This is a genomic window from Candidatus Bathyarchaeota archaeon (genome assembly GCA_026014745.1).
GTDB lineage: Archaea > Thermoproteota > Bathyarchaeia > Bathyarchaeales > Bathycorpusculaceae > Bathycorpusculum.
In genome coordinates, this window is the sequence record JAOZHS010000002.1 from 567,885 (window position 1) to 582,661 (window position 14,777).

The window sequence follows — 14,777 nt, forward strand, 5'->3', positions numbered from 1 at the left end:
CCCACCGAAACAGAACCAAAGCAGCAGCCAGTTTAGAGAAAACTTATGTTGCGATACACCTAATGTATGGCATCGACAATTGTGAGCCGCGATGCCCAAACACGACAATCCGCAACCCAGCAAACAATCCACCCTTGATAGGTTACCCGACGCACGCCCCAAAGACGGCATCGACATCATAAAACAGCCCCCCGAAGAAGAAATCAACATCACCCAAATCAGTGCGCAACCCAAAGAGGATGACGAGTTAGCCCTCAAAATCGCGTTCAAGTTGCCCTCTCGAATGTCGTTTTCGCGGTTGAAGGCGGATTTGTGGTTTGACCGTGAACCCTGCGGTTCGGTGTTGATTCGAGTGTTGCAGGGTCCGTTGGCTACTGCTGAGTCAGAGTTTGGGATGGTTCTGGATATGCGAGGAATCGCGGCAGGACGGCATATTGTGGGGGTTGAGATGTATGGGCTGTGGGGAGAAAACGAGAAACACTGCAAAACCATCCAAGAAACCACTGTGGATTATGTGCCAGTGAATCGTCAGGCGCGTCTTGTGCGGGTGCCAAGCGTGAGGAGTGTGGCAGGTGCAGATTTAGCGGTTGTGTCCAGTTCAGAGAACAACCTTTACAGAGAGATTGAACAAACAATAAAGAAAGAGCACGCTAGCAAAAGAGATAATTGGTAATTCATTAAGGAAAGCCACGATTAACGTTTTTGTCCTTTAGGAGGAAGATGAGACCGCATTTCTTTCTTTTTGGCTTCTTTTTCGCGTTCTTGCTTCTTTTTCTGTGCAATCTGGGTATTCTTGTTTTTCCGTTTCATGACACTCATATAGGCACCTCAGCTAGCACTCAAACGTCATCCGCTCTCTAAAACGTTCCCTTTTTAAGGGCATAAAAAAATCAAAAACGCATGCTTTTTCTGCATTTTTCTTTACTACGTTAAAAGAGAGAAACAAAAAAAGACACTTCTCCGTCAAGTTTAAGTGTAAAAAACACTACCCATAGTAGCGATTGGACAGGTCATTTTTGGCGAGAAAAACATTACTCTGCGGATGCATCTACGAAGAAAACGAATGGATGCTAATACGAGTCAAAGAGTGCGAACACCACTATAAGGAACGGCACCGAAAAGTCGAGTACCGCCCCAAAGCGGAATGCAACCGCAACGACACCCGAGGAGAATAGCACCTCGAAAACATTAACGAATGCCTAAGGGGGGTAGGTCGATATTGGCTGAAAACAAGCGCATAAGCATGTTGAAAACTAGTAAATATTGTTCTGCCCAACTCTAAAAAAGGAAGCAGATACCCCTCAAAGGGTCACTATGTGCCCAAAGTTGCGACGCTACATGTAAACCTCTTAAGCTGCAACTCTTAGTTTGTAGGTATGAAAATTGTTAGTGCCTGCCTTCTGGGCGTCAACTGCAATTTCGAGGGCAAAAACTGGTTAAGTTCTCAGCTACGAAAAGAGTTTGAACGGGGCGAATTGTTTGTGGTTTGCCCTGAAGTTTTCGGCGGTTTATCTGTTCCACGGGTGCCAGCGGAGATTGCAGGCGGTGACGGCAAGGACGTATTAGATGGTAAAGCCAGAGTGCTCAATATGGAAGGCGTCGATGTAACCGCCGAGTTTCTTAGAGGCGCCCAAGAAACCCTTCGTATTGCCAAATCAGTTGGCGCAACCGAAGCCCTGCTTACAGAGAAGAGCCCCTCTTGTGGCTGCGGAAAAATCTTTGACGGCACTTTCACAGACAGATTCATCACTGGCGACGGCGTAACAGCTGCCCTGCTAAAGAGGAATGGCGTGAAGGTGACAACGGTTAGGGTTACGTCTTAGATGCTACGTAGCACAATCATCGTGTTGCTCTTCATGATGCCTTCGACGTGGCGGATTTTCTCGATGCATTCGTTAACTTCCATAACGTTCATGCCGCCTATAACGACGATTATGTCGTATTCGCCTGTGACTTCGTAGGTGGTTTCAACGTTGGGTATGACCTGGATTTTTTTGGAAACCTCTTGCGTTGGGTAGGCGGGGTTAATCGCAAGAAGCGTAATGGCTTCTGCGCCTTCGGTTACGCCGATTTTGACTGTGAACTTTTTGATGACGCCATCTTCGGTTAGGGTTTTGATGCGTTTACGTACGGCACCCTCGGATAAACCGATTTTACCACCTATATCAGCGTAGCCTGCGCGTCCATCATTTTTTAGAAGTTTGAGAATTTGTTTGTCTTTTTCATCCATTCCCATCACGGGCAGATGATATTTGGCGTTAAAAATTTAACGTTTTCCATATTCAGCTCATTTTGACGGTACGTTTTTCGTTAACTTCGGCTTCAAGTTACGTCTAAGGCAGATGAGGTTCGGCTTCTGCTCGAGTCTCTGTGGGGGCTTCTGCGGGGGGTTCCGTAGGGGTTTCTTCTGATTGTGTGGAGGGCTCTATGGGTTCTGATTCTGGTTCGTCTGCTTGTTCTATTGGTTTTGGTTCTGATTCTTGTTCTTGCGCGGGTTCTGTGGGAGTTTCTACGGGTTCTGACACTTCGGGCTCTTTGGCGGGTTCTCCTGCAATCTTAGGTTTTGATTTTCTGCTCAAGATATTTCTGCGTGATTTTTTGCCATGGTTTGAGTTGTGGTTGGGGTGAGGCTCCTTGGTCCGCGAGAACATGACTAGGAAAGTGATGATTTCGACACGGCCTACAAGCATAAGGAACATGAATAACCATTTGAGGGGTAACGCCAATGTGGGAGTCACAATACCAACGCTTAGTCCCGTGGTAGCCATGGCGGAGGTTGTTTCAAACACCGCATCCACAGGGTGGTACCCATAGGTTGTAACGATAAATGAGGCAACGAATATGAGACCTAGTGTTAAGAATACAAAGATGCCTGTTTGTATAATCATTGGGTCATCGTAATCTTTGCCAAGCGCACTAAGTTTAGTGTCCTTCTGGCTAATGGTGTCCACGATGGCTTTTTTGACGGATTTAAGCAAAACGATTATACGATAAATTTTCACACCGCCAGCAGTGGAAAGACTGGCGCCGCCAATAAACATCAAAGAAATCAAGTAAATTTTGAGGTTATCAGCAAAGGAGGATACGTCAAGGTAGCTATAGCCAGTGGTGGACATGGTACTTAGAATTTGAAAGGTTGCATCATAGGCAGATAAACCAAAAAACGTTGTTACTCCAATGATGGAGACCACGGCGACGCCTATGAAGAAGCTGAATTCGGACTTTAAGAATTCTTTGAATTTTTTGTTGAAAAGCTGGGCTACGAGTGCAAAGTTGGTTGCGCCTAAAACCATGCTTATGGGTATAATGACGTTTAGGGGCGCCGTCGTAAATGCAGGACCAACGTCGTTGACGGGAGATACACCGCCAGTGCCAAGCGCTGCAAAGATGAAGGACGCCAACTGTATGAGGTCATGGTAACCGAAGAGGTATCCTGAAACGATGGCGATAATTGTGTAGCTGCAGTAGATGGTTAGGATGAGGAAGAAGGTTTTTTTGATTTTTTGATTCTTGCCGTTGAACCCTAAGGTGCGGGAAAGTTCCTTTAATTTGATTTCAGGATAAAAGAAGGCTAACATAAGCAAAACGATGCCTATGCCACCGACAAACTGAGTTATACCCCTGTAAAGAATCATTGATTGAGGAAGGATTGAAACGTCTTCTAGCACAGTGAAGCCAGTGGTGGTGAAACCCGAGGTGGATTCAAAGATACTGTCGGTTATTCTCTGTGGTAGAGGTCCTGAGGGGATACCGATGTAGAGGTAAGGGAGGGAGCCTACTAAACTGAGGACCAAGAATACAATGACCATCAGAGTGCAGGATTGCTTGAAGCTAAGTTCTTTTCTTTCACATAAAGCATTGAGAAAAAATCCCAATGCAAGAAAGGTGCTGGCGGCAATAAAGAGCCCAACTGTGGCTGCAGTTTCACCTAGAATAAGCGAAACCACTATGGGAATTAGAATAAAAATTCCCGCTATTTGCAGTACAAAGCCTAAGTTAGCCAACAGAGCGCTCTTCATAATGGAAAAAAATAATTAACTTTACCGTTTTTATGTCTTTTCCATATTTGGCGCCTAATGGCTGTCTTGCTTAAATAATTACCCGCCTTTTTGGGGTGCACCAAATGGAACATTACGAGTCCAAGTTGTAACAAATTGGTCACAATGTTTAAAAACTAAGGTGAATCTATCAGAAAGACATTTCCCAAAAAATCAAAGTGACGATAAGAAAATGATAAAACAAGCAAATATGAACCCCCAAGAAACAAAAGCCATCAACAAAGCTAAATGCCCTGACTGCGATGCAGAACTAGACGTTCCAGAAGACACTGAAGCGGGCGAAATTCTTAGCTGCCCCGGCTGCGGACTTGAATTAGAAGTCAAACAGATTAAAGGTGGCTGTGTAGACCTTCAAGAGCTAACCATTGAAGGCGAAGACTGGGGCGAATAAACAGTTTTCAAACAACCCCTTTATTGTGTTAAATCACCATTTTAAGAAAAATTTTAAACGGAGGCACACACAGCGATGAGCATTGCACTTCTCTATGAGCGCTCCGAAAACGACGAAAACGGCATCAAGCTTACCGCGCAGCAACTCGGCATAGACTTAACCTACATCCCATTCCGAAAAATCGCCCTGTCAATAGGCAAAAACGGGTTTTTAGCCAAAACCAAAGGCAAAGACTACACCTCAACCATCGATAACGTCCAAGTCGTGCTCAATCGGGCGCAGAGCAAAAACCGTCGCCTTCAAGCCTCCTACATAATGGAGATGCTGGGCAAACAAACCCTCAATACCAGCCAATCCGAGTTTGTCTGCTACAGTAAACTGCGCACACTTCTAAATTTCCACAAAGAGGGCCTGCCAATTCCCCAAACCGTTTTCGTACCCTGCGATGCAGTAGACACCATGAAGAACGGGCGGGAAATCCACAACGAAAAAGACGTCGCAGACCTCTTTGAACAAAACCTCACCTTAGACAAAGGCATCGTAATCAAAGCTGACGCGGGTACCCATGGCAAAATGATTATGCTCTCCAAAACCCGCGACCAACTCGAAGCCAACATCCTAGAAACCAAACCATCCATAATCAACCCCATCGGTATCGTAGCGCAAGAAGTCATCCAGAAATGGTTCTACGACCTACGCATAATCGTTTACCAAGCCAAAGGCAAAGCCCCCGTCTGCTACCCAGTCGCGATGGCACGTGCAGGCTTCAAAGATTTCCGCACCAACACATTCCTAGGAAACTTGGTGTTCCACGCCAAACTACCCCTAGAAATTCAAGAGTTAGCGGTAAAATGCGGCAAAACCCTTGGCGCAGAAAGCCCCGCATGGATTTTTGCGTTAGACGCCATGGTGAATGTGGGCGAAAACAAAAACGCAGACGAAACCACACTCAAAGCCGAACTCGACAAGGCAAACCAAGCGTTTGCGCCTGTGCAAAAAGTAAAGCAGGATGAAACCCGCCTAACCGACTTCGAAGGCTGGAACAACAAGCTTGAAGCCTCCTTTAAACTCTACAAGGACTCAGCAGCTTACCAAGCGGTTAGCGGCATAATTGAGGAGAGTATAGATAAAAATAAGGGCGCGTTGGTGTTTCATGAGTCGAATTCTTGTCCAGAATTCTGGGAGAACACTCGGCTTGCAACGGGGCTAAACGTGGCGGTGCCCCTGCTGCAGAGCGCCCAGAGCCTAATTGACCATTAATTAAGAGAGAGGAAAACAAAAATGCGAATAGGTATAATCGGCGGTTCAGGATATGTAGGAAGCGAACTCCTACGCCTGTTATTACTCCACCCCCAAGTAGAAGTAACTATGGTTACTTCGCGGCAAAGCGCAGGCGAATTCGTCTTCAACCTGCACCCTAACCTGCGAGGTTTAACCCAACTAAAATTTGTCCCCCAAGACATGGCTGAACTTCAAAAGAACTGCGACATAGTTTTCACTGCCACCCCACACGGCGGCTCAGTTAACTTGGTCCCTAAACTACTATCGGCAGGACTAAAAGTCATCGACATGAGCGCCGACTTCCGCCTCAAAAACCCCGCGGACTACGATACCTATTACGGCTGGACACATGCACACCCCGAAATGCTCAAAGACGCCGCCTACGGCTTGCCTGAATTGCATCGGGAAGAAATCAAAAACGCTAAGCTTGTGGCTTGCGCTGGCTGTGAGGCTACAGCTGCGATTTTGGGCTTAGCACCCTTAGTCAAAGCGGGCTTAGTTGACAAAGACAAGATTGTTGTGGACTTGAAGGTGGGTTCCTCTGGCGGAGGCAGCAAACCCAACGTTGCCAGCCATCACCCTGAACGCTTTAGCGGCGTGCGTCCCTACAAAGTAGTTGGTCACCGTCACATCGCCGAAGTTGAGCAAGAACTAAACGCGTTAGGCAGCGAACAAGTCAAAATATCGTTCACACCTCATGCTGTTAACATGGTTCGCGGCATCCTTGCCACCATCCACACCTTCCCCAAACAGCCCCTCGCCAACAAAGACCTATGGAAGGCACTCCGCGGCATGTACGGCAACGAACCCTTCATACGCATAGTAAAATACCTAAAAGGCCCCTACCAGCTACCCGACCCCAAAATCACCACGGGCACCAACTTCTGCGATGTCGGGTTTGAAATCGACGAACACGCCAACCGCCTCATAATGTTCTCTGCACTTGACAACATGGTTAAAGGCGCCGCAGGGCAAGGCGTTCAATGCCTAAACATTTTAATGGGTATCGATGAAACCACAGGGCTTAAGAGCACTGGGTTCCACCCCATCTAGGTGATGGCTATGCTGCTCGTTATTAAGATGGGCGGAAGCATCCTCAAAGAAGGCGCCTCAGGCGACCTCATAAGTGACCTCAAAGAAGTCGCTCAGCAACATAAAATCGTCTTGGTTCATGGCGGCGGAGTTGAAGTTACTGAAATCGCCTCAAAGTTGGGTAAGGAACAGAAGTTCATAATGTCACCCGAAGGTTTCCGCAGCCGCTACACGGATAAAGAAACCATTGAAATCTACACCATGGTTATGGCTGGCAAAATGAATAAGCAAATCGTCTTAGCACTTGAAGCTCAAGGCATAAACGCCGTCGGCTTAAGCGGACTTGACGCAGCGACCCTCCAAGCTGAGCGTAAAACCAGACTTATCGTGGTGGATGAGCGGGGACGCAAAAAAGTCATCGATGGCGGCTACACGGGCAAGATTACCCAAGTCAACACCGATCTCCTAAAGCTTCTTCTCGAAAAAGGCTACGTGCCGATTGTGACGCCGATAGCGTTAAGCCAAGACAATGAACCCCTAAACGTTGACGGCGACCGCACCGCAGCCATACTCGCAGGGGCACTAAAAGCCGACAAACTCATCCTGCTAACCGACGTAGAAGGCTTAATGCTAAAAGGCGAACGCGTACCCAAAATTGCAGCCACTGAAGTTAAAGAAGTCCTCTCAAGCATCGGCGGCGGCATGAGCACGAAGGTTCACGCGGGGCTGGAAGCGCTAAATCAAGGCGTCAAAGAAGTCCTCGTCACGTCAGGCACAGCAAAACAACCCATCACATCAGTTCTAAATCATCAGGTTGGTACAGTGATAACTAGTGAATGAAAAAGAAGTTATGGAAATTGAAGATTGCTTCTTAGCAAACGTATTCTCCAAAAAACCCGTCGTATTCACTAAAGGCAAAGGCGCCCTCTTATGGGACATAAACGGGAAAGAATACCTTGATTGCTCAAGCAGCTACGGCGTAGCGTTACTGGGGCATTGTCACCCCAAAGTTGTAGCGGCTATTCACGCTCAAGCTGAACAACTCATAACCTGCCACGGCGCTTACTATAATGATAAACGAGCGGAATTCATGGAGAAATTAATCAAAATCACCCCCAAAGGCCTCACCAAAGCCTTCCTATCCAACAGCGGCGCCGAATCCGTTGAATGCGCCATAAAACTTGCTCGCAAAGCCACAGGCAAACCCGAAATCATCGCCCTAATGGGTGCCTACCACGGCAAAACCATGGGTGCCCTCTCGGCTACTTGGGATAAAAAATACCGTGACCCCTTCATGCCGCTGGTGCCAGACATTAAGCATGTTGCGCCAGACAACGCGGATAAAATCCGTGAAGCCATAACTGACAAAACCGCAGCCGTCCTAATGGAGCCAATCCGAGGTGAAGGCGGCATCCGCGTTCCCCCCAACGGTTACATCCAAGAGGTCCGTGAAATATGCGACAAACGCGGTGTACTTTTAATTTTTGATGAAGTGCAAACCAGCTTTGGACGCACGGGCAAACTCTGGGGAGGCGAAAACTGGGGAGTCACCCCCGACATAATGTGCTTAGCGAAGCCGTTTGCGGGTGGGTTACCCATCGGAATAACCGTCGCCCGACATGACCTCATGGCCCAATTCAAACTCGGTGAACATTCCACAACGTTTAGTGGTAGCCCCTTAGTTTGTGCCGCAGGATGCGCCGCCATCGACGCGTTATTTGAGGATAAGCTGGTTGAGAAAGCCGCTGCCAATGGTGCCTACCTTAAGTCGCAGTTAGAAGGGTTGGCTGCTAACCATAAAATGGTTAAAGAAGTCCGTGGCTTAGGTTTAATGCTGGGTATGGAACTCCGCCATGAGGTTTTAGGAGTCATCCTAAAGACTTTGGAGCGGGGGGTTCTGGTGTTGGATGCCGGTCGAACCGTCATTCGTATGCTCCCACCGTTGGTTATCACTAAGCCGCAAATTGACCGCGCAATCAGCGCGTTAGACCAAGCATTGGAGAAAGAAGAAAATGAACGAGCAAACAGCGGTTCGGTTTCTAACTAACGTCCTGGGCATATACAGCCCCTCAGGACAAGAACAGGATATAGCTAACTTTTTAGCGCAACGAATGAAGCAGATGGGCTTTGAGGTAGGCATAGACGCTATCGGCAACGTCATCGGCGTGGTCGGGGAAGGGGACCCTGTTATTTTGCTATGTGGCCACATGGACACTGTTGCAGGTCACATGCCACTCCGCGTTGAAGAGGGAAAAATCTTTGCCCGCGGCGCCGTAGACGCCAAAGGACCCTTAGCGGCTATGATTATGGCGGCGATTGCAGCCTCAAAAGAACCCGACTTTAAAGGCAAAATTCTCATCGCCAGCGTTGTAGAAGAAGAAGCCACAAGCAAAGGTGTCCGTCACCTAATCACGCAAGGCATCAACGCAGACTACGCCATCTTCGGTGAACCCAGCGGCGTCGAAAACATAACCGTTGGCTACAAGGGACAAATTCAACTAAAAATCCAAGTCAAAACCGACACAGGTCACGCCTCTACTCCTTGGCTCTACGATAACGCACTGGAGAAAGCCTACGAGTTATGGAGCCAAATTAAAGCCGCCTGCTCTTACCCATCAATGGATCCTCAAGAAACGCCCTTTACATCCATCACGGCTTGCTTAGTTAAGATGGAAGGGGGACAGGGTGACTCGGTTATTCCTTTTGAAGCCGAAATGATGATTGACGTGCGTGTACCTATCCAGTTTACCACCTCGCAGGTATACGATAAGATGGTTAAAATCATCGCTAATTATCAGGCAATGCACCCTAAAATCTCGGTTAAACCCAGTATCCAAGACACTGTAGAACCCTTTGAAGCTAACAAATCCTCGCCACTGGTTCATGTGCTGTCCTCGTCAGTACGCAAAGTCCTCAACAAACCCGCCACATTGCTACGCAAAACAGGAACAGGCGACATGAACCTCCTCGGTAAAGCCATGAACTTACCCATCGTCACCTATGGCCCCGGCGACTCCCACCTTGACCACACCGTAGATGAACACATAGGAATCCAAGAATACCTCGACTCCATCGCCGTCTACAAAGATGCCATCCTAAAACTCGCAAAAATCCACAACAAAACAGCCCAACAAAATCCCTAAAATCAGACCCATCAGCTCAGAGACCGCCCCCCTCCCTTATATTAATTGTAGTAAGAAGAAAGCGAGTCCGCAAGAAAGCCCCTAAAACGGCAAAAGGCTATTTTTACGCGTGTTTTCGTTTATGATAACCGAGCAGAGCAACAATTACCAACACTACACCTACTACTGCTAATGCTGCGGTAACTTGCAACCAAACATCGCCTCCTCTGCTATAATCAGGAATATCCGTGGAGGATACCGCGGAAAGGTCAACAGGTTGGTTAAGGGGGTAGTGGTCAACATTGTTTTCGTCAATGCAGTAGATGCCTTCACCAGTGTAGTCGCTCCAGTAATTGCCCACTAGACCGTTATCCCAAGCAATGCTGTCTGTGGCATTTATTGTTCCCGTATAATTGTATCTTGCTTGGAGTTCAGGGATGGATTCTGGAGGCCAATACTGGTATTCCACATTCGCGTTTTTTACATTACCGATAAAGTTGTTACTGTAAACCAAGTTATCTGAACCCGCGGGAAAAACTTTGAAACCTGAATCGTCAGGATGGACTAATAGATAATTTTCAATGTTTGTGCCGTTATTGTTTTTTTCAATATTGTTATCGTAAACGTTTGAGTTATTACAGTTTCGAAATGTTATTCCATATCCGAATTCATTAAGGCGTTGCCCTGCGTTATCGGTAATATTATTTTTACAGACGGTAACGTTTGAGGTTTGTTGAAGGGTTATTCCAAAAGTGTTGTTAAAAATATTATTGTAACTTACCAGTGCACCCTCAGACGCTGATAAACCCAGGGCTCCTGTATTTGCTGTGATTTCATTCATGCATATTTCAGCATTTATCGAATCACTAAGACTAATTGCATTGCCGTTATTGTTGAAATAATTTTCCTTAATTGAACAGTTAAGAATTTGGCTCTCAGAAGAAATCCCTGAATGAGAGTTAATTATGTTATTTCCAGATATCGATATCCCAGAGAGCTGAATAGCGCCTCTAAATACAATAGCCATCTGGCAATTTGTGAAGGTAAATCCTGAAATCTGCACGTTTGAGGCGGCAACAGTGATTGCATACAAATTTGCTCGTCCATCAGGCGAAATGGATTTCTGATTTCCGTCTAGGATAGTACTGTCTGGGTCTTGACCAATTAATTTTAAGGGCTTGTTTATGCCCAACCATGCGGCGGCATAGGTTCCGCTCTTTACGAATACTGTATCTCCGGCGCTGGCATTGCCTAGGGCTGCTTGTAGGGTTGGGTAATTGTCAGGCACTATGATTGTTTTGGGCTGTGTCAACTGCAAAGAGATAAACCCTGCGGTTATTGACACCGCTAAAACAGCGATTAAAAATGCAACCATGCGCCGTTTCATGAGGTAGTGGTGGTTAGCGATTGATTAAAAGCCTTGCCATAAAAAGTCTCTTTGGCTAAAACAGAAAAACCGCACACACAGGCGTTGCTACGTCGGTTTTTGCGTAAATATTATATTGCTGGGCTGCCTTTTCGATTGGCGTTAGTGAATTCACTTTGTCTAACCCAGGCAGCACTCGAACGGTAGCAGAGATTAACGAGAAAATCCGCAAAGGCGACGCGCAGGTTTTGACAGCTGAAGAAATGAAGCGACTGGTTGAATCCAGCGGCGTTGAAGTGGCTTTTAAAGAAGTTGACGTCGTAACCACAGGCACCTTTGGCGCCATGTGCAGCAGCGGCGCCCTAATTAATCTTGGCCACGCAGACCCACCCATCAAAATAGGGCACGCATGGCTAAATGACGTAGAAGTCTGCCACCCCGGAGCAGCAGTGGACATTTTTGTCGGCGCAACCAACATGTCAGAGAAGCAACCATTTGAATACGGAGGCGGACACGTAATCTCCGACCTAGTCGCAGGTAAAGAAGTGGAGCTCCGAGCAACATCCCACGGCACCGACTGCTACCCCCGCACCTCAGTTAAAACCACCCTCACCAAATACGACCTCAACCAATTCTATCTGCTCAACTTCCGAAACTGTTACCAACGCTACAACTGCGCCGTCAACAGCAGCGACGAAACCATCTACACCTACATGAGCAAACTGCTGCCCAAATTCCGAAACGCAACGTTTAGCGGCGCAGGCGAACTCAACCCACTGATGAATGACCCAGATTATGAAACCATCGGGTTAGGCACCCACATCTTTCTGGGCGGCGGAGACGGCTACGTCATCGGAGAAGGCACCCAACATAGCCCCAAAAACCAAGACGGCACATTGATGGTGAAAGGCGACGCAAAAAAAATGAGCCCCGAATTTCTGCAGGGCGCAGCTTTCACGCGGTACGGCACCTCGATGTATGTGGGTTTAGGCATCCCCATTCCCATCCTTAACCTTGGATTAGCAAAGAAAACAGCCATCCGTGACAGTGAAATCTTTACCGACATCGTAGATTACAGTGTACCACGGCGTGACCGCCCCAAGTTTGGCAAAGTCAGCTACCAAGAACTAAAATCAGGCTCCATAACCGTAAACGGCAAAAAGGTCAGGGTAAGCTCGCTTTCCAGCCTTAAAATGGCTAATAAGGTTTCTGAGACGCTCAAGTCATGGATTGAAGAAGCCAACTTCTTCTTAACAGAGCCAGTTGAGCGGCTGCCCACCAACACGGTGTTTAAACCAATGCGGCAAACCGAGGAAATCCCCTTCGTCGTCACCGTCATGCATTCCGCCGTGACCTGCACTGAAGACGAAGAAATCCGCGCCATAGCCGAACGCATAGTCACCAAATCCGTCAACCACATCGTCGTGGTAGATGACGCCTGCAGACTACGAGGCATCGTCACATCATGGGACATAACCCGCGCCATGGCAGAAGGCAAAAAAGCCTTAGCCGACATTGAATCCCGCAATGTCATAACCGCTAAACCCGACGAGCCGCTGGAAATAGCTTCTAAACGCATGGCGCAACACAACATCTCCGCGTTACCTGTTATAGATGTGGACAAGAAGGTACTTGGTATAGTTACTTCTGAAGATGTGTCAAAACTGCTAGGACGGCGAAGAAATGACTAGACTACTCATCAGGTTTAGTGAAGAACAAGTTTCAGAACCCATCGCAGCCCAAATCATCATCGAACACAAAGTACCTATGGTTATTTTATCAGCGCATGTCAATTCGAAGGGCGGCGAAATCTTAGTTGAAGTCCCCGACGAGATGCAAGAAGAAGTCGTGAATGCTTTCCGTAAACGCAAAATCGAAGTCACGGTGCCCAAACTCATCGAAGTTGACGCCGAAAAATGCTTCAGCTGCGGCAGCTGCGTAGCGCTTTGTCCAGTCGAAGCCATCAGCATCAAAGAAGACTACACCGTACAGTTCGACAAAGCCAAATGTGTAGGAAGCACCTGTAGCATCTGTGTGGATGTTTGTCCCGCCCGAGCTATAAAATCGGTGAAACAGAACAACAACGGAACACCCCGCAAGCAGAGTTAAGAAAAATTGACGGGCAACCTGCATAAGGAAAAGTTCGCGTTCAAAGAAGCCCAATGCACCATAATTTCTGACACGCCCCTAGGAATTGAAAACGCAAAACAGTCTATCAGCCGCAACTATCAAGAACTCGAAGCCCACGTAGCGGCAAACCCCAAATTTTCCTGGACTTTAACACCGATTTCGGTTCCTGAAAAGCCTCTTGTTGCAAAATTGATGGCGCAAGCCGCACAGAAAGCTGGAGTGGGACCAATGGCGGCTGTGGCGGGCGCAATCGCGGATTTAGCCGTCCAAGACATGCTACAGGCAGGTTGTAAAGTTGCAGTGGTGGAGGATGGTGGTGAAATCTCAGCCCAAGCTGACAGGCCCATCGACATTGCAGTTGCGGCAGGAGATGAACCCCTTTCTCGGCGTTTCGGTTTCCGATTAACTGAATTCCCAGTCGGCGTTGCGACCAGTTCAGGCAGATTCAGCCATGCCCTCAGTTTCGGCGATGCAGAGGCGGCAATTGTGTTTTGTAAAGATGCTACTTTAGCTGACGCCGCCGCTACTGCTGTTGGAAACGTCGTAAAAGGTGATGACGCCCAAGCAGTCATCCAAACGGCATTAGACAAGGGATTGGCGATTGAGGGCGTTGAGGGAGTGTTGATTGTCTATAAAGGCGAAGTAGGGACAACGGGGAAAATTCCGCCGATTATTAAAGTGACTTAGCGGAGATTTTCTTTTTTATCGTGGGTGCAAAGAGCAAACCAAACGCTGCCCCCAAAGCGATGCCGAGCCCTATGTTGCCAAAGACGTTACCTATTATGGCGCCAAAAGCTGTACCAAACACTAAGCTTATGCCAGCTAAGGAGACGGATTTTTGTTCTGTTTTCATGATTTCACCTCCTCAAAAAGTTGCCAAGTTGTTGTAGTAGCAATGAACGCCAAAAAAGGCATGACGATTGCCCAGAGTACCACGTTGACTTCGAGGTATGCCGCAGCTGTTATGCCTATTGCCCACAATAGCAGGTTGCCCAATGTTGCGCCTAAGCGTTTTTTCTGGAACAACACTACTTTGTTGTAGCTGGCGGTTTTTAGTAGGAGGCTGTAGGCGTCTTTGCCCATAGGTGTGAGTTCGTATTTGCCGTTTTTTTGGGTTAGGAAGGGTGCGAGTTCGCGGAGATGATAGGATAGGGTTGGGCTGTCGGGGATTTTGTTGGTGTTTAGGATGTCAGTGAAGCTTATGGTTTTCTTTTCGCCGATGAGTCGAAGGATGTCTCGCCGTTTCTGGTTTTCTAACGCTTTAAAGACGTCTTGTTCGAGGTTATCGAATGCTTCAGTTTTTTCTGCCAATCTTTTCACACTCAATAGTGTGTATAGCATAAGGTGGAAATAAGCTGCTACGTGTAGCAGAGTTTAGTAAAAAATATTTTACTAAC

18 protein-coding genes are annotated in these 14,777 nt (G+C 47.5%); 12 read left to right on the top strand and 6 right to left on the bottom strand.

Going from position 1 to position 14,777, the window contains the following annotated elements; all coding sequences use genetic code 11:
• The first annotated feature begins 91 nt into the window (after nucleotides 1–91).
• The gene (locus tag NWE92_09610) at nucleotides 92–673 is read left to right on the top strand and encodes a hypothetical protein (GenBank protein MCW4029885.1); all 582 of its coding nucleotides are present in this window, start codon (nucleotides 92–94) and stop codon (nucleotides 671–673) included.
• Between the two features lie 20 nt (nucleotides 674–693).
• On the opposite strand, the gene NWE92_09615 is transcribed toward NWE92_09610, so the two are convergent.
• Nucleotides 694–819, bottom strand: coding sequence for a hypothetical protein (locus NWE92_09615; GenBank protein MCW4029886.1), 126 nt, complete (start codon nucleotides 817–819; stop codon nucleotides 694–696).
• A 197-nt stretch (nucleotides 820–1,016) separates the two neighbouring features.
• Between NWE92_09615 and NWE92_09620 the strand changes: the two genes are divergently transcribed.
• Nucleotides 1,017–1,175, top strand: coding sequence for a hypothetical protein (locus NWE92_09620; protein MCW4029887.1), 159 nt, complete (start codon nucleotides 1,017–1,019; stop codon nucleotides 1,173–1,175).
• A gap of 201 nt (nucleotides 1,176–1,376) precedes the next feature.
• On the top strand, nucleotides 1,377–1,823 hold the full coding sequence (locus NWE92_09625; GenBank protein ID MCW4029888.1) for a DUF523 domain-containing protein: 447 nt from the start codon (nucleotides 1,377–1,379) through the stop codon (nucleotides 1,821–1,823).
• On the opposite strand, the gene NWE92_09630 is transcribed toward NWE92_09625, so the two are convergent.
• Together NWE92_09630 and NWE92_09635 are read right to left on the bottom strand one after the other, a co-directional pair.
• A complete protein-coding gene (locus NWE92_09630; protein MCW4029889.1) occupies nucleotides 1,820–2,236 on the bottom strand; it encodes an Lrp/AsnC family transcriptional regulator in 417 nt (138 codons plus the stop codon). The genes NWE92_09625 and NWE92_09630 overlap by 4 nt on opposite strands.
• A 97-nt stretch (nucleotides 2,237–2,333) precedes the next feature.
• The gene (locus tag NWE92_09635; protein ID MCW4029890.1) at nucleotides 2,334–4,019 is read right to left on the bottom strand and encodes a hypothetical protein; all 1,686 of its coding nucleotides are present in this window, start codon (nucleotides 4,017–4,019) and stop codon (nucleotides 2,334–2,336) included.
• A 229-nt stretch (nucleotides 4,020–4,248) separates the two neighbouring features.
• Here NWE92_09635 and NWE92_09640 point away from each other — a divergent pair, with 229 nt between their 5' ends.
• The 6 genes from NWE92_09640 to NWE92_09665 all read left to right on the top strand — a co-directional run bounded on the left by NWE92_09640 (nucleotide 4,249) and on the right by NWE92_09665 (nucleotide 9,905).
• Nucleotides 4,249–4,449, top strand: a complete 201-nt coding sequence (locus NWE92_09640) for a lysine biosynthesis protein LysW (protein ID MCW4029891.1) — start codon at nucleotides 4,249–4,251, stop codon at nucleotides 4,447–4,449.
• A gap of 75 nt (nucleotides 4,450–4,524) precedes the next feature.
• Complete coding sequence (locus NWE92_09645; GenBank protein MCW4029892.1) at nucleotides 4,525–5,709, top strand: hypothetical protein; 1,185 nt, start codon at nucleotides 4,525–4,527, stop codon at nucleotides 5,707–5,709.
• Nucleotides 5,710–5,730: 21 nt separating this feature from the next.
• Nucleotides 5,731–6,783: an N-acetyl-gamma-glutamyl-phosphate reductase gene (argC, locus tag NWE92_09650; GenBank protein MCW4029893.1), complete on the top strand. Its 1,053-nt coding sequence runs from the start codon at nucleotides 5,731–5,733 to the stop codon at nucleotides 6,781–6,783.
• Nucleotides 6,784–6,792: 9 nt separating this feature from the next.
• Nucleotides 6,793–7,602, top strand: coding sequence for a [LysW]-aminoadipate/[LysW]-glutamate kinase (locus NWE92_09655; protein ID MCW4029894.1), 810 nt, complete (start codon nucleotides 6,793–6,795; stop codon nucleotides 7,600–7,602).
• Nucleotides 7,595–8,809: an acetylornithine/succinylornithine family transaminase gene (locus NWE92_09660; protein MCW4029895.1), complete on the top strand. Its 1,215-nt coding sequence runs from the start codon at nucleotides 7,595–7,597 to the stop codon at nucleotides 8,807–8,809. The genes NWE92_09655 and NWE92_09660 overlap by 8 nt, the downstream gene beginning before the upstream one ends.
• Nucleotides 8,775–9,905, top strand: a complete 1,131-nt coding sequence (locus tag NWE92_09665; GenBank protein MCW4029896.1) for a M20/M25/M40 family metallo-hydrolase — start codon at nucleotides 8,775–8,777, stop codon at nucleotides 9,903–9,905. Before NWE92_09660 ends, NWE92_09665 begins: the two co-directional genes overlap by 35 nt.
• Nucleotides 9,906–10,008: 103 nt before the next feature.
• Here the strand turns inward: NWE92_09665 and NWE92_09670 are convergent, their stop codons facing one another.
• Complete coding sequence (locus tag NWE92_09670) at nucleotides 10,009–11,271, bottom strand: right-handed parallel beta-helix repeat-containing protein (protein ID MCW4029897.1); 1,263 nt, start codon at nucleotides 11,269–11,271, stop codon at nucleotides 10,009–10,011.
• A 155-nt stretch (nucleotides 11,272–11,426) separates the two neighbouring features.
• Here NWE92_09670 and NWE92_09675 point away from each other — a divergent pair, with 155 nt between their 5' ends.
• From NWE92_09675 to NWE92_09685, 3 genes are read left to right on the top strand one after another with little or no spacing between them, the layout of a single operon-like run.
• Nucleotides 11,427–12,941 carry a homocysteine biosynthesis protein gene (locus NWE92_09675; GenBank protein ID MCW4029898.1) on the top strand — a complete coding sequence of 505 codons (1,515 nt, stop codon included), beginning with the start codon at nucleotides 11,427–11,429 and terminating at the stop codon, nucleotides 12,939–12,941.
• Complete coding sequence (locus tag NWE92_09680) at nucleotides 12,934–13,359, top strand: 4Fe-4S dicluster domain-containing protein (protein MCW4029899.1); 426 nt, start codon at nucleotides 12,934–12,936, stop codon at nucleotides 13,357–13,359. The genes NWE92_09675 and NWE92_09680 overlap by 8 nt, the downstream gene beginning before the upstream one ends.
• Nucleotides 13,360–13,365: 6 nt before the next feature.
• Nucleotides 13,366–14,067 carry a UPF0280 family protein gene (locus tag NWE92_09685; protein MCW4029900.1) on the top strand — a complete coding sequence of 234 codons (702 nt, stop codon included), beginning with the start codon at nucleotides 13,366–13,368 and terminating at the stop codon, nucleotides 14,065–14,067.
• Here NWE92_09685 and NWE92_09690 read toward each other — a convergent pair.
• Both NWE92_09690 and NWE92_09695 read right to left on the bottom strand, forming a co-directional pair.
• Nucleotides 14,054–14,233 carry a hypothetical protein gene (locus NWE92_09690; GenBank protein ID MCW4029901.1) on the bottom strand — a complete coding sequence of 60 codons (180 nt, stop codon included), beginning with the start codon at nucleotides 14,231–14,233 and terminating at the stop codon, nucleotides 14,054–14,056. The two genes, NWE92_09685 and NWE92_09690, sit on opposite strands and share 14 nt — an antisense overlap.
• Nucleotides 14,230–14,691, bottom strand: coding sequence for a helix-turn-helix domain-containing protein (locus NWE92_09695; GenBank protein MCW4029902.1), 462 nt, complete (start codon nucleotides 14,689–14,691; stop codon nucleotides 14,230–14,232). The genes NWE92_09690 and NWE92_09695 overlap by 4 nt, the downstream gene beginning before the upstream one ends.
• Nucleotides 14,692–14,777 lie beyond the last annotated feature (86 nt).